Here is a 15,709-nt window from a genome sequence, read left to right on the forward strand (position 1 = left end):
CCTCTAAATTGAATATTTTTTTATTTCTGTAATTGTTTTTAATTTGATTAAAGCTTTTGCAATACGTTTTTCAATAGCCGTTTCACTAACCTCTAAGCGTAAAGCGATTTCTTTGTAGGTTAATTTATCAATTCTATTCATTAAAAAAGCCTCTCGTTGTTTTTCTGGTAAACTTGAGATGGTTTCTTCTATTTTTTCACGAAATTCTTTGGTTCTTAAGTGAAAATAGGGGTCTTCATTATCTTGAATAGGCATTAGACTCTTTTCAAATTTTAATGCCACCTTGTTAGAACGGATATTGTCTATCATAAGGTTTCTAGAAATTTTATATAAGAAACCTGTTACTTTTTCAAAAATGACGGAACTACATTTAGACCAAAGTTTTATGAAAGAATCTTGAACAATATCTTCGGCACGTTGCATATCACCAAATTTATAATACAGATAGTTACGAAGACTTTCTGCATGAGTTTTATAAATTTGATTGTAAACCTGCTCTTCGCAGACAGATGGACTTTTCTCCATTGTAATTCTTAATTCTAAAAGACTAGCAAAAACAATAGTAACTTCCTAAATCTTGTTATTGCCATTTAAATGCAAGATACCTTATTCTCTCTAATAACTATTTCTTTAGAGATTTTTTACAATTTGAGAAATTTATAAATTTACTTGCTAAGTTTCTTCCAGCAAAATTGTTCACTTAAAATGCTGCTGAAGAAAATTAGGCGACTTATTTTTACGACCAACTACATCCGCTGATATGAATCACATCCAATTAATATTTTTTTTCATGATTTCTAGCTTTGCCGCTGCACAGCTTCAATATACACATACTCCCAATGGTGAAATTGTTTATGGTAATTATGATACCTTTTTAAACGATGAATATGGTGGGCTGAACTTTTTCTTTGAGGGTAGTGAAAACGCTTACGAAAAGGGTGTTTATTTTATGAAGGGTAGTGAAAATGGTATCCCTGCCCTAATAAGACTTCAAAAAGAAAATAAAATTAGGGTTAAGAATAATCTTTTTGTTGAATCGGTTAAAATAGACGCTGATGAATTAGACTATTATACTACTAAAACGGATTCATTTTTTGTTACCAGTAAGATTTCATTAAAAGACAAGCCAATTTATGAACCTACTATTTTACAATATCTTGGAGACTCTGAAAAAGCAGATTATGCCATGTACTACAAACTTAAAAATGGATATGCTGTCAAAAAGAAAATTCTTCATTTGAAAAAATCAGAAGGTGAATATTGGGAAGAATTAGACTTAAACGTAGAAGATCCAAAGAAAATTGAGGTTCTTTTTGGATTTTACGATAAGATAAATAGGCTTAATTCTGAACAAGAGTTGACCATTGAAGAATTTCTAAATACATTAAAAATTGAGGAATACTACCGGCACTATAAAGAAGACACACGTATTTTTTATGATAAACTATGGAGAGAGGTTAAAAAACCAGAATTAGCCCTATTTAGCGGTAAAGTGACTAAAATAGTTGATAGTATTTTTTCGGTAACTATACATGATGACCAAGGACAAAAAATGTATGAACTCAATTATTCTTCTTTACATCCATTAAAAAGACATGATACACTTACAGTTTATGAGACCGGGGCAATTAAGATGAAACGTACTTATAATCATGGTGATTTGATAAGGTCAAAGCGTTATCGAGATGAAGAATTATTCTTGGCATTTGATTATTTCAAATTTGAGAGGGAAGAAGGTAAATCTGATGTTATGCGAAGGAAAGGATCATTAATAGGAGATGAACGCATTAATACCTATGCTAGCATTTCTTCGACTGTGGAGCATAATGGGCAGTCAATTCGATATGAATTCGACAAAAAAAACATGGAGATAGCTCAAAAACTGACTGATACTGAGACTACGTATCTTTATTCAAATTACACGGAACCTATTAACCTGGATAACCTCAGTACTAGATTAAGAGCATTTTTTGAAAGTAGTTCAGGATACAATAACTCAGTAGTTTCTACTGACCTTGAGGGAACCATGTTGCTCCAAATTAATACCGATTTTAAGGGAAGAGTTATAAGCTATGAAATCTTAGATTCTAATAATGAAGCCTTGCAAAAATTAATAAAACCGTTCTGCGAATCTGCTTTAAAATCTGATGGCCGTTTTCCTATGCGTTTTAAAAATATAAGGTTTGAAGATAAGAATGCGCAATGCACCTTTTTATTGCCCATAAGTTTTGAACATCGACAGTTTTATAAAACTTTTTCAAGACCTAACTATAATAATTGGAATTGGCATTGGCAATGGCAACAACAAATGATGTGGCAACAGCAACAATTTATAAATAATAGTCTTCCTAAGTTTTAAAGTTAATTCCTTTAAAAAAGAGGTTTTTCTTAACCGTGATTAACGAAATCAGTATTGTCAATCTTTATAGAATGCCTAATATTTTTAAAAATCATAAATGATTGGAGGCCTTGAAAAGTAGGTTTTAAAATAAACTGCTTAATTCCAATATTGAAAATTTAAAAACGTAACATAAACTGAGTTCCTTGGTTTAGTTCGCTTTTACATATCATTTCACCGCCATTCAATTCTACAAAATCCTTTGTAATTAGTAATCCAAAACCGGTTCCTTGTTCTCCGTTGGTGCCTACTTTTGTCTTGGGCATACTACCGCTTTTAAGGTTTTCATACCATGCTGTATTCATACCTACTCCAAAATCTTGCACACCAATTTCAATATGGTCTGAATCCTTTCGAGAAGAAAGGATGACTTTATCACCTTTTTTACTGAATTTAATAGCATTAGAAGTCAAATTACGTAAAATGACTTTGAACATGTTTTCATCAATAACGAGATTTGGATGAGAAATTTCAAACACTAAAGTCACCTCTTTATCCTCTGCTATTTGCTCAAATTCCTGTGCTATGGAATCAAACATTTCTTTAATGTCACAACTCGTTTTATTTAGTTGTATTCCTTCAAGCTGATTATAGGACCATTCTAATAGGGCATTTACCATAGAAACTCTATCGTTGATTTTATTTTTCAACTTCTTTGTTATTCCTTGTAACTCACTAGTATTTAATTGGTCTTCAATAATTTGTACTAGTTCAGTAATGTTATTTAAAGGCCCTCTAACATCATGGGTAAGCAATGAGAACAATTTGTTTTTAATGCCATTAATCGTTTCGAGTTCTTGATTTTTAATTTCTAACTCTCCTTTTGCTGTTTGCAGATTTTTGGTCTGCTTATCCACTTCGAGGGTAAGAATTTTATTGGTTTCAATCTGGGTTCTCATGTTTTCATCTTCAATAGCTTTAAACTTAAATCCCATTAAAATGGAGTATAAGATTAATTGTAGTGTAATTAATATTGATGTAGTTAATAATACTAATTGAGGAACCACCAAATTACTATTTTTCAAAAACCATGCGCTTATATATATTATTGCCGCAAGTAGGAGCGGGGTGTAAGAATACAAATAGTACTTATTGAATTTTTCTTCTTTAAATAAATGTACCCCTGAAAATATATTTAAAAAAGTAGACAGCGCGGCCGTAATTGCCGCAAGCATAACAAGTGAATTAGTGAGCCAGTCAATCTTGAAAGTCAAAACATTCAAAATATATAGCGTCGGAATCAAAACTGCACTATATTTTATAAGGGTATAGCACCTAGTTAATCTAGGATGATTGCTTTTATTAATGTTTAAATAATTAATAGTGAACAAAACAAAGCCATATGTTGTAATCATTGCGGTAATGAGCGATGCTTTACTTGCAACCTCCTCAATAAAATCTAAAGGAAATAAGTACCAACTCCAATGAAGCGTAATACCAATTATCAGAATACAATAATAACCTAGTAATTTATGTCTTAAAATTAAATAGGAGACAAAGTGGTAAATTCCAAAGACACCAAAAATAGCAATGAATACTACAGTTATTAGATATTGTAAATCAAAACCATTCATATAGTAACCGAGCGTTGGTTATGAATATAATAAGAATCATTCATTAATCAAATTTATATGTCAAGCTTAGTCATTAGATGCCTGTTCATAAATCGATAAACAAGTTATCGATTCTGATTTAAGGGTAAAGTTTGATTTGGTAAAAAAATGCGTGATTTTATATTTAATTATTAAAATCAAAGGATCCTAGTTTTGATTTTATAATAACACTTAAAAATTAGGCGAATAGTACTTAAAATTAATCACTTAGTGCTATTTTAGAGGGTCTTGAAAACAAAAAATAAATTAATACGAACTGAAATTTTAGCAGGGCTGAGCTCTTTTCTCGCCACTTTTTATATTGTAATTGTAAACCCTGCTATTCTTTCTGACACTGGAATGCCATTTTCGGCGGCAGTAACATCAACCGTACTTGTATGTGCCTTCGGTAGCGTTTTAATGGGTGTTTATGCTAAAAATCCATTCGTAATTGCACCAGGAATGGGGCTTAACGCATTCTTTACCTACACTGCTGTTTTAGGCTTAGGCCTGAGTTATGAAACAGCGCTAGGCGCAGTTTTTTGGTCTGGAATACTTTTTCTGATTTTGAGCATTTTAAAAATACGAGATAAAATTGTACAGTCAATTCCACATTCATTGCGTTATGCTATTGCCGCTGGTATAGGTCTTTTCATTTGTTTTATTGGATTTCAAAATGCGGGCTTCATCATTGATGATTCCGCAACTTTAGTGGGTATGGCTTCCCTTAAAAACCCCATCTGTTTGACGTTTTTAATTGGATTAGGTCTTACCGCTGTTTTAATAGCTAGAAAAGTAACTGGAGCAATGATTTTAGGCATTCTTTTTACTACTATTATAGCCTGGCCTATTGGAAGGTGGTGGGGAGAAACAGCAGTAATGAGTTCAGAATTACCAACGCTTGTAAACTATTCAGGTATATTTTCTATGCCAGATTTTAGCACCTTTTTGAAGGTGAATTTAGTTGACTCCTTGCAGTTTTCGTTTCTTCCTATAATTTTTGTTTTTGCCTTTACCGATTTGTTTGATAGTCTTTCTACTATGGTCGGGCTTTCAGAGGCCTCAGATTATAAAGATGCTGAGGGTAATCCTAAAAATTTAAAGAAATCACTTTTAGTTGATGCACTGACCACAATTTTTTCAGGTTTGGTAGGTACCAGTTCAGGTACTACTTATATTGAATCAGCTGTGGGAATAAGAGAAGGAGGTAAAACGGGACTTACTGCTATAACTGCAGGCCTTTTGTTTTTGCCTTTTTTGTTTTTCTCTCCTTTATTGTCGATTGTTCCAAGTATCGCAAGCTCTATAGCTTTGGTGTTAGTAGGTTATTTTATGATGAAACCCTTAACTAAAATCGACTGGAGTTTACCCGATGAGGCAATTCCTGTATTTTTTACTATGATTCTCATGCCATTGACCTATAGTATTACTACGGGTATCATTTTTGGATTTTTGAGTTACACACTCTTGAAATTCTTTGTGGGTAAAAAGTCGGAGATTAATCCTGTATTGCTCATTATTAATGCCTTTTCACTTCTTTTCTTATGGCTTTAAAACAAACCATAGTTCTAGCCTTCTTTTTTGTTATTTACATGGCACAAGGGCAGCGAGTAGCTATTATGGGTGCTATGGATAAAGAGATTGAGTTTCTAAAATCAGAGTTAGAAAACAAAAAGAAAATTCAAAAAAGCGGAGTTACTTTTTTTACAGGAAAACTTAAAAATAAAAGAGTAGTGCTATTCAAATCTGGAGTGGGTAAAGTGAATGCTTCTTATTGCACTGCAATTTTAGTAGAGAATTTTAACGTGACGAGTCTCATTTTTACAGGAGTGGCCGGTGGTTTGCACCCTGAAATTAAACCAGGTGATATTGTGATTTCAAATAATTTGATTCAATATGATTTTGGAAAACTGAAAAATGGAGAATTCGAAATTTGGCCCACAAGAAATTTAAAGGAAAAAAATAATAGAAACCCACTTTATCTTGATGTTGACCCAGTTTTATTTAAAAAGAGCGAAAAGGTTTCTTCACGATTAAAGCTGAAGCCATTCAATAATAGGCTACCCAAGTTCTATTTTGGCACCATTGCTACAGGAGATAATTTTATAAGTGACACGCTAAAAGCTAAAGAATTGAATACAAAATTTAATGCAATAGCTACGGAAATGGAAGGGGCAGCAGTTGCTCAAATATGTACAATGCTAAATTTACCCTATATCATTATTCGTAGTTGTAGTGATAATGCAAATACCAAAGCACAAACAGATTATTTAAAGTTTGTTGAAGTAGCTGCCATAAATTCTGCTCATATGGTACTTGGTTTGCTTGAAGAGTAGAATTTTATAGATTTAGGTTTTTACTAAGGTTATTTCAACTTCAACTTCCACTTCTAACGGGGAATCCCATTTGTGCCCAAACCAAGATACCTTCATCTATAATAGCAGTATTTTCATAGCCATAACGCCTTAGGGTAGCCAAAACACGTTCTGAGGCAGCATGTGGACAAGCGCAATAGATTACTATCTGGGTGCCGTCGTTAGGGATGTCATCAATAAACTCATCAGGTTCTGAATAGTAGGGCACAGGGGCTGCTCCCGGAATGTGCATTTGTCGCCAAGCCACTTCAGAACGAGCATCAAGTATGATCATGCGCTTCCCTTCTGTGAATGCCTTATTAACTTGTTCGGCGGCCACAAACTTATTTTCACGTAGCTTAAAAACTGGAGCTATGCTATCCGGATTTAGTACATACTCTTCAGGCTCTGGTACTTTGATAGAATCCAGTTCCTGAGGCTTGTCCCAACCTGAGGCCCGGCTTCTAAGAAAAGCAGTCACATTATTAATGTCTTTATCCGAAAGCGAATCTTTAAACGCTAACATTGGAGTACCGTCTCTTCCTTCTGCTATGGCATATCTAAGAAAATCATCGGTTGCTGTTGCCAGTAGCATGGGGTTTGCTAGGGCTGGAGCTGTAATACCTTCTCCTTTATTACCATGGCAGACAGCGCATTTTGCTTCGTATAATCCTGCTCCTTTTGTGATATCACCGGCAATGGGTTCTCTAGAAAGTTCTATCGGACTCTCCACTTCTGCCATCTTGTTCAAATAGGCTAGTAACAATTCAATTTCAATATATTCCATTGGACCGCCTTGTTTATCCAAGTAGCCACCCATTGCTGTGTTAGCCCTTCCAAATTGCACGGTATAGCGTAAAAAATTAGTATTCATACTGGTGCCCAGCAAGGATTTTGAGCGTAATGAAGGGGCATGATCTGCAGTATAACCCTGACGGTCTTCACCATGGCACAAGGCACAATATTTACTATACAGGCCGGCTGCATGATTTACGGCCAGCGTATCCATTTCACCCATAAAGGAATAGGTTTTAGCAAAAACAGCCTGACTTTCCGGTTCTTGAACGAATTCTAATTGCACGCCAAAAGCATGTTCTGAGTTAATAGTTAATCGATTTGCGGTTTTGCTATAAGCAGTTTCAGGTAGTTCAGTCTTAAAATATTGGTATGTAGAGTCAATATCTACCACATCAAACTCTAAGGCATAAACTCCATCGGTGCGGTTGGCCAAATAGTTTTTAGCGCCTTTGTCTTGTTCCGCAGAAACCAAATGCAACTCCTGATTCTTAAAAATCGAATACCTGACAATAGAATCGGTCGCTTCGAGAGTTTCAAAACCCATAGTATTATATTGTTGGGCAATCGAATCAAGATGATGTACGGCAACCTTTATGGCTGAAGTACCCACAACACCATTAGGATGTGTACCATACATCCGAGTAAATATGTAGTAACTTTTCCAATCTTCTCTAGCTTTAACATAACTACTGCCTATTCTTTCTATAAATCGAGGTAAGTAAGCCGGAGGGGCTTCAGCATCAAAATCGAGACTCATGCGTTGTGACTCGCCCGTATCCCTTGACCAGCCCTCTGCTGGGGCTGAAGAACGTCGATATTCTTTAGTGGAATCTAGTTGCATGCCAACGGATGAGAGTCCTGCAAAGGTGGAGTCAACCGAAGAACTAGAAAGCGCAAAAAAGCGAATACCATTTGGAGTCTGATTTCTCAGTATGGGTGCTATACTGTCAGCTATTAGCGTATCGTTTTTAGCCAGTAACTCAAAGGTGGTCATATCGCCCATGCCAATGGCCATGGTTAAAGAACCTTCAAAGTTCCCTTCCGATGCTTCCCCACGAATAGAAAAGCCAAGAGAATCACGATAAAAAGTAATCGCTTCTTCAATATTGTCTACCTGCAGTGTTGTTTTTTCAATGCCCATACCCAAGCCCGTTAAAAAGGGTTTAGGTTCCTCTTTAGATTCACATGAGACAATAAAAACAAGATTAACAAGGGCAAAAACTAGTTTTAGTAGCTTTTTTAAGCTTTGGTCAAAGGTCGGTTGGTGGTTCATTGGTATGTGGTTATACTAGTAAATATAATATTTTATCCTTTTTGATATATGGTATATGTCAAAGCTTAAACCTATCATAACAAAGCTATTAGCTCTTAAGTCAAAAATTTAAGAAATTATTAAAAGAAAGAAATGGTAACTTTGAATAGCTATCGCTGAGAACAGATTCATTTAAATATGTTGCTATGAAATCTTTGAAAACAAAAGCCAGCTTTTTAATGCTTTTAGTGCCGATACTATTGTTGAACGCGCAGGGCGAATTTAACTCGGTTGAGGGTTATACACCGCAGATTGGACAAATGGTCTATATGTTAGAAGATTTAAAAGAACGTATTACCGAAGAAGTTAAAGACTTAGATCAATCACAAACTGATTTCTTATATGATGCTGATGCGAATAGCATAGGCTCGTTGGTCATGCATCTGGTCTCAACGGAGTCGTATTACCAAATAGCCACATTGGAAGGTCGAGACTGGACAGAGGAGGAGCTTGCTAGGTATGGAGTTGCAGGGGAAATTAATGAAGACGTCAAAAGTATGCTCAAAGATAAACCGATTAGTTATTATTTAGAATTATGGGATGAAGTCCGTGCAAAAACTTTGACAGGACTCAAAACCAAAGATGATGAATGGTTCGCCTCAAATTTAGAAGACGGATTGAACTACCAATATATCTGGTACCATGTCATGGAACATTCAGCAAATCATATGGGGCAAATAGCAACGATAAAGAATCGTTTGCCTAAATAAGTACAATCTGAATCTAACGTATTTAAGTTAAAGTAACCGCTTTTGCTAAATTCGTTCTTGAAATCACCACTATTAAAAGAATCAGAATATGTCTTAAACCTTACGATGTTGGAGTATTCATTAGATTCTTTAATACTTAATTGTTAAGGTTCTTCATCTTGACAATTGCTTTTTGAGCACATGTTTATGAAAAATTCTTTGTCCCTTATATTTTTAGCTAAAAATATTCGTTATTCAAAATAACTCTTAGGAATTATTTTTTTTGCCACCAAACTAACCAAATGGTAAATAACCTGTCTAGTCTGCTAAAAACATCTTTTATCCTTTCCGCATTGTTTATTTTAAACTTTGTTCCATTATTTGCCCAAGAATTGTCTTTCGCAAAGAAAGCGGGTAGTGATTCGGTCGATTCTACCTTGGATCAAGGTTATTCTATTGTTTCAGATGATTTGGGTAATAGTTATATCACCGGAATTATGTCGAGTGGATCTACTGGTTCTATTTTTGGTGAAGGTGAGATTAATGAGACTATTTTAACTGTTAATGGAGCTTTTATTGCAAAGTATGATGCATTTGGTAATTTACTTTGGGCACAACAAATTGAAGCAAATAATAGTGGCGTAGCTAGTAATGTAATTACCCTAGATACAAATAATAACATTTTAATAGCTGGTTTTTTCGGTAGTGAAATTACTTTTGGAGTCGGAACTGCCGCTCAAACAACATATGCCGCTCCAGCCGGCAATCGAGACGCTTTTTTTGCCAAATATGATGAAGATGGTAATTTTCAATGGGCAAAAGTTTTTGGAGGAGAAAATGATGATGCTCCAGGGGGCGCTGGATTAAAAACAGATTCGTCTAACAATATTTATTTAACAGGTGCCGTCAATGGCAATGTTACTTTCGGAGAAGGCGAAGTAAACGAAACCACATTATTAACTCAGAGTTTAGATATTTTCCTCGCCAAATACGATTCCAATGGTAGTCTTCAATGGGTTGTGAAAGCGGGTGGGGAAAATCCTGATGGAGCCAAAAATCTAGATATTGATGACGCTGGAAATATTTATATCACAGGAAACTTTTTTTACACCTGTACATTTGCTGAATCTTTACCAGAAGAAACTTTCTTGAGTGGTGTCAACGAGTCTGCTTTCATCGCAAAGTACAATTTGAATGGTGTTTTACAGTGGGCAAAAAGCCCTTTTTTACAGACAGGTCCTGATATAAGTGGTGATATTAAGGTTGTAGGTTCAGACCGCTTAGTTTATACGGGGGCCTATGCCTGGGATAGCGATCTCACAGAGTGTGTAAGCGTTGAGGCTTTTTCTGATGATGAAATTATCACAATACTTTTTGATTTAAGCGGAAATTATGTGTGGCACTCGACTATCAAAAGTATTGGCGGTGATAGAGGCGTAGCAGTAGCTGTTGATAATATTGAGAATATATACGTAGCTGGATATTATGGTGGTGAGGTTATCATAGATCAGGGCAAGTGCAATGAAACTTTCTTACCACATGACGGTGCAGGTGACTTGTTTATCGCGAACTATGATAACAAAGGACAATTCTTAGGTGCTGCACGAGCGGGTTCTAATGATTGGGAACAAGCCGCAGCCATTGATGTTAGAAATGTTGGTGAGGTTTACGTAACAGGGTATTTTAGGAATACTCTGATATTGGGTGATGGTGAACCAAATGCGACCATACTATTAGAAAATGGTCCAAATGAGATATTTATGGCTAAATATAGTTTTGATATGGGTAGTACTTCAGGTAGACGCTATGCTGGAGAAGATAATTGCATTTCCGTATGCGAGTCTGGAGCCCCTTTTAACTTATTTGACAGCCTACTTTATAATCCGGATACCGGTGGTAGTTGGTCTCCTAATTTGACCAATAATGGAGATACATTTAATCCTGGTTCCGATATGCCAGGAGTATATACTTATAGCGTTTATGACACAGACGGCTGCCTTAGCGATTCATCCGCAGTAACAGTTGAATTTAATGGGGAGCAAGGCCTGACGTTAAATGATGTTGATATTCAAATTTGTGGATCAGGGTCAAGTTTTGACCTAAGAACAGTTTTTTCAGAAAACATAACTGATTATGAAGGAGAATGGAGTCCAAACTTAATTAGTGGCACCAATATTTTTGACCCTCAAATTGATATCGAAGGGACTTATTCCTTTACAAGCACAAATGGCCCATGTGGTTTAATAAACGGTGATGTATTGGTGAGTATACTACCTGGAGTTAATAGTGGAGATAATGGCTATATTGAGTTATGTCAGAATAATGATTCTTTTAATCTTTTTGATGCCATGACTGGTAATCCAGATATAAATGGTATTTGGAGTCCATCTTTATCTAGTGGGACCAACATATTCGACCCAGACCAAGATATCGCAGGTAGTTATGAATATATCGTTTCTAATGGTCAGTGTACAAGCAGTTCAATTATTGAAGTGGAATTTATTGCCGTCCCCAATGCAGGTATGAATACAACTTTGGAAATTTGTAATACAAGCCCTCCTATAGACTTATTGAGCCTAATAGATGGAAATCCTGATATTGGTGGGCAATGGAATCCTAATTTAAATAGTGGAACATCAATTTATAATCCTACAGAAGATACCTTTCAACAATATACCTATACAGTAAGCAGCACTATATGCGATGTAGAGACAAGTGCAACTATTACTATCACAAATATTGATGCTATTCCTATAACTGACTATCAAATTGAGGTTAACGAATTTAGCAGCAACAACAGTGCAACCATTATTATTGATTCTCCAGCAATGTTTGAATATTCCTTAGATGGTATTGAATTTCAATCAAACGAGACATTCGATTCATTATTAGGAGGGGATTATAATTTATTTGTTAGAGAAATAAATGGTTGTGGATTTTTAGAGACCACTTTTTCTGTATTAGATTATCCTAGATTTTTCACTCCTAATAGCGATAATATTAATGATTTCTGGCAATTAAATGGGTCTACTAATAGAGAATTTACGCTCTATATTTTCGACCGATATGGTCAATTAATTAAAACTATAAATGGAATTGATGATTCATGGGATGGCACTAATAGTAGGGGCTTAAGAGTGATGTCAACTGATTATTGGTTCAAAGTTGTTTTTGAAGATGGTTCAATAAAAACAGGGCACTTCAGTCTTCTTTATTAAATCAATTATTTCCAAATTAAAACTCATTGAGGAAAAAGTTTGGTACTTTCTATCTTCTCTAATTCTTCAATTCTAAAATCCTCACAATCAATCGTCACCTTTCTTTTTCTTGCGTAACGAAACCTTGTAATCGTCTATAGTGCCTTGAATCTTCAGATTGAGAAATTTGGTTTTTCTGTTGGGGTCTACTTCAACGATTTCATCTACCTGGTCTTGTTCAATAACAGTATTCTTTTTGCCGCCAAACAGTTTTTGCCAAGTGGCCTGTCGTACGGTTTTCCAAGGTATACGCAAGTAGTAATCAATATTTTGATTGCTATCATGCGTCCCGGAGAGTTCCATATGGCCAATGGTAGATTCAATCGCCATTTCAGGAATTTTGATTTTTCCTTTATCAATAGCCAAGGTATTTTGTAAGGTATCAAACCGAATATTACGCAAGTTTTTATCACCCATATAATCTGAAAGCGCTAGCATCGGGTCGTAATTCTTTAGTTTCCCGTTCAGTACTTTTACGTCCATTTCAATGGAGGACTGGTCTAAATCAGGCACTAAATCGGGGTATACCCGTATTTTGCCACTTATTTTAGAGGTGAGCTTTCCTTGTAGATTTTCAGAAACTAAGTGGTCTTGCCCAAAATTTTCAAACTTGAAAAGTAATTTTTCCAAATCCACATCGGTCATAACCAAATCGGGCTGCATATAAATGTGTTTGGGGTCACTACCATTAAAGTAACCGTTTAAACGAATATTTCCACCAGCAGCATCCATGCTCAGCGTATCAACATAAATATAATGATCAGGGGTCGTTCTTAAAGCTGCCTTAATGTTCTGCAAGTCAATCTTATGATATATGAAATGTGCAATATCCGCTTTAAAGCGCATGTCGGTAAATGGCAATTCATAAATATTGAAAGCCTCTGCATGTTCAGGAACATCTTCGGTAGTGACTTCTTCAGATGCTGTTGTTGGTGGGGGACTTACATTAAAATCAAAAAGCGCATCAAAATCTATATAATTCGCACTAATCGTAAGGGAATTATCACGCTTTTTTACCGATTGGTCTTCTCCTAAATAGTAATTCAGGTCCACATTAAAATTGGTCGTCCCGATTTCACCATGAAAATCAGTAATTACTAAATGGTCCTCGGCGTACGTAATGTTTCCCTTAAAATCATGAAAACGCTGCGGATGCAATTCCATCTTCGTATCTAACTTGTCAAGGGCAATAGCAATGGAACTCAATGAAGAATCCGTATACTGCATTTTAGAGCTAAAGTGTAGCGCCAAGTTGTCAAAAATTTCGTGTCGGTATTCTTCAGGTACATAGTTTTCACCCTTGTATGAGAAAACATCTTCTAAACGTAATTTTTTTGAGGTAAGATTAAAATCTAGGTCAACAGTGCCATTCCGCTCTGGTTGCATCCAAAACGCATACTCATGAATCAAGCCATCAAAATGAAAATCGCTATCATCAATATAGCCTGTAAAGTCTACAATGTTCAAATCTTGGTCATCTAGTAACACATCAGCATGAAAATCATGCAAACGATGGGGATAATGCTTTAATTTGGCATTGAGACTGTCCACAAAAAACTCACCTTTAGGTAAATATTCAGATTCGGTAAAGTCTTTGGCAGAGCCTACAAAAGAAAGTCCAAGGCTTAAGTTTTTCACCTGTTCATCAAATCCGGTTTGTGTGGAGTCTTGAGCAGTAAATCCTGTCAATTCGGCAATATCTAAGTAGTCCGATGTGATATCTAAATGCGCCTCAACTGGTATGTTGGTATGATGCACTATGGACGGTAGGTCAGACAGAAACCCATTAATAGCAATGTCTGAATTACCCATTAGCAAATCAAATTGTTTAAGGGTAGCCGCTTTACCCTTCATGAGCAGGTTTACATTCAGGCTATCTATTGGAACCATTAGATTTTCGGCTTCTAAATGGAGGTTCTCAACTTTCAACGATGCGTAGTAAGCCTGATTGAGTTGCTGCAAGGCCATTTTCGGATTATCAATATCAATGATATCATGAAAATTCATCTGTAGTTTAATATTCCCTGAGGCATTTTGTACCTGTTGCAGCTCAAAGAAGTCCGCAATAAAATCAAGGTTAAAGTCCGCATCAACTTGCATATCAACTTCGGGCGAATCAAAATTCTTTACCAAAAGCGAACCTTTAAACTCTCCTTTTTCTAAAGAAGCGGTCATATCGGTCAGTGAAAATTCCATGGTGTTAGCAGCTCTATTGGCGCCATTGCTAAAATGGCCGCTAAAGCCCATATTATCTATTTTTTTAGCACTCGTCGTATTCTCTAGAAAAGCTTTACCGGCACCAAATTCTGCATTAATAGCAGGTCTGTTCCCCTTGTTTGCGGCACCTTTGATGCTAGCGTTAAAATAAATCTCCCCAGCATTTTTGTATTTCTCTAAAAACGGAATCACATCAGGTGGGGCAAAAGCAATCAGCATATCAAAATTGGGCTTGGTCCCTTTTATGTTCAAGTCTAGGTCCACATCGTTTTTGGTATCTATAGACCCTACAAGTTCAAAATCACCATTTTCCATTGCAATGCCTGAAGGTGCTATATCAAGTATCCCTGTTGTTTCATTAAATACGATATCGGTGTGTATTTCAAAATGTTTTTTACGGATAAAAGTAGTGTCGCCATCTTTGATGACATTCAGTTCTAATTCGGTATCAATATGGCCAGCTATGATGTTGTCACTCATACGAAAACCGCCTTTGCCGTCATAAATAAACTTTTCAACATCGGTCTGGGTAGCCTCATCAAGGGTGTGAATATCAAGGTCCTTTAAACGAATTTTATTTAAATGAATATTGGTACTGGCTGCGCCATCTTCAGTGGTGGTGGCTAAAGAATTTTGGATGTTTGAGGTGTTGTCTTCATGGATCACAATATTAAAAACACCATCTTCGATTAGTAAGGAGTGTATGTCGTAGTTACCACTGGCAATATCCCAAAGGTTAAAGCCCACATAAATATCTTTCACACTCATTATCAGCGGGGCATTGTCCGCTTTAGTCTCAAATATTTGAACATCATACACTTTGATGGACAGGTCAGGAAAATTACCAAATAAGGACAAGTTGCTATTGCCTATGGTAATAAGGCCTTTATGCTCTTGGTTGAGTAGGGCAATCTCACCTTTAATGATTTCTGCTTGGTTGCTTTGCACATACAACAAGACTAGTGCTATAGCTGTGGCAGGGACCAAGATGATTGCTAATAATATCCGTTTCCAACGTTTTTTAAGCCTCAAAGCAGTTTCATTTGAATTCGTAGTGCTATTGTCTATTAAAAGTAACGAATTCGTAGACCT

General features: G+C 35.9%; 9 protein-coding genes. 5 read left to right on the top strand and 4 right to left on the bottom strand.

Annotation, left to right across the window (positions count from 1 at the left end; all coding sequences use genetic code 11):
• Nucleotides 1-3 precede the first annotated feature (3 nt).
• Nucleotides 4-525 (bottom strand): RNA polymerase sigma factor, encoded by a 522-nt coding sequence (locus RM520_RS07965; protein ID WP_311387612.1) that lies wholly within the window; start codon nucleotides 523-525, stop codon nucleotides 4-6.
• Nucleotides 526-790: 265 nt separating this feature from the next.
• Between RM520_RS07965 and RM520_RS07970 the strand changes: the two genes are divergently transcribed.
• Entirely contained in the window at nucleotides 791-2,359 is a 1,569-nt protein-coding gene (locus RM520_RS07970) for a hypothetical protein (protein ID WP_311387613.1), read from the top strand.
• Between the two features lie 158 nt (nucleotides 2,360-2,517).
• On the opposite strand, the gene RM520_RS07975 is transcribed toward RM520_RS07970, so the two are convergent.
• A complete protein-coding gene (locus RM520_RS07975; RefSeq protein ID WP_311387614.1) occupies nucleotides 2,518-3,972 on the bottom strand; it encodes a sensor histidine kinase in 1,455 nt (484 codons plus the stop codon).
• Nucleotides 3,973-4,239: 267 nt separating this feature from the next.
• Here RM520_RS07975 and RM520_RS07980 point away from each other — a divergent pair, with 267 nt between their 5' ends.
• Together RM520_RS07980 and RM520_RS07985 are read left to right on the top strand one after the other, a co-directional pair.
• A complete protein-coding gene (locus RM520_RS07980; RefSeq protein ID WP_311387615.1) occupies nucleotides 4,240-5,544 on the top strand; it encodes an NCS2 family permease in 1,305 nt (434 codons plus the stop codon).
• Nucleotides 5,535-6,326 carry a 5'-methylthioadenosine/adenosylhomocysteine nucleosidase gene (locus RM520_RS07985; RefSeq protein ID WP_311387616.1) on the top strand — a complete coding sequence of 264 codons (792 nt, stop codon included), beginning with the start codon at nucleotides 5,535-5,537 and terminating at the stop codon, nucleotides 6,324-6,326. The genes RM520_RS07980 and RM520_RS07985 overlap by 10 nt, the downstream gene beginning before the upstream one ends.
• Nucleotides 6,327-6,366: 40 nt before the next feature.
• On the opposite strand, the gene RM520_RS07990 is transcribed toward RM520_RS07985, so the two are convergent.
• Entirely contained in the window at nucleotides 6,367-8,415 is a 2,049-nt protein-coding gene (locus tag RM520_RS07990; RefSeq protein WP_311387617.1) for a c-type cytochrome, read from the bottom strand.
• A 185-nt stretch (nucleotides 8,416-8,600) separates the two neighbouring features.
• On the opposite strand from RM520_RS07990, the gene RM520_RS07995 reads away from it, so the two are divergent.
• A complete protein-coding gene (locus RM520_RS07995) occupies nucleotides 8,601-9,164 on the top strand; it encodes a DinB family protein (RefSeq protein WP_311387618.1) in 564 nt (187 codons plus the stop codon).
• 281 nt (nucleotides 9,165-9,445) lie between these two features.
• The gene (locus RM520_RS08000; RefSeq protein WP_311387619.1) at nucleotides 9,446-12,361 is read left to right on the top strand and encodes a T9SS type B sorting domain-containing protein; all 2,916 of its coding nucleotides are present in this window, start codon (nucleotides 9,446-9,448) and stop codon (nucleotides 12,359-12,361) included.
• A gap of 87 nt (nucleotides 12,362-12,448) precedes the next feature.
• Here RM520_RS08000 and RM520_RS08005 read toward each other — a convergent pair whose 3' ends face one another.
• Nucleotides 12,449-15,649: an AsmA-like C-terminal region-containing protein gene (locus RM520_RS08005; protein ID WP_311387620.1), complete on the bottom strand. Its 3,201-nt coding sequence runs from the start codon at nucleotides 15,647-15,649 to the stop codon at nucleotides 12,449-12,451.
• Nucleotides 15,650-15,709 lie beyond the last annotated feature (60 nt).

Origin of the sequence: Croceitalea vernalis (assembly GCF_031846405.1) — a bacterium.
GTDB classification, from domain to species: Bacteria; Bacteroidota; Bacteroidia; order Flavobacteriales; family Flavobacteriaceae; genus Croceitalea; species Croceitalea vernalis.

What these genes read in the sequence shown, in the direction of transcription:
- RM520_RS07965 (WP_311387612.1), bottom strand. Translation starts at nt 525, where the DNA reads ATGGAGAAAAGTCCATCTGTCTGCGAAGAGCAGGTTTACAATCAAATT.
- RM520_RS07970 (WP_311387613.1), top strand. Translation starts at nt 791, where the DNA reads ATGATTTCTAGCTTTGCCGCTGCACAGCTTCAATATACACATACTCCC.
- RM520_RS07975 (WP_311387614.1), bottom strand. Translation starts at nt 3,972, where the DNA reads ATGAATGGTTTTGATTTACAATATCTAATAACTGTAGTATTCATTGCT.
- RM520_RS07985 (WP_311387616.1), top strand. Translation starts at nt 5,535, where the DNA reads ATGGCTTTAAAACAAACCATAGTTCTAGCCTTCTTTTTTGTTATTTAC.
- RM520_RS07990 (WP_311387617.1), bottom strand. Translation starts at nt 8,415, where the DNA reads ATGAACCACCAACCGACCTTTGACCAAAGCTTAAAAAAGCTACTAAAA.
- RM520_RS07995 (WP_311387618.1), top strand. Translation starts at nt 8,601, where the DNA reads ATGAAATCTTTGAAAACAAAAGCCAGCTTTTTAATGCTTTTAGTGCCG.
- RM520_RS08000 (WP_311387619.1), top strand. Translation starts at nt 9,446, where the DNA reads ATGGTAAATAACCTGTCTAGTCTGCTAAAAACATCTTTTATCCTTTCC.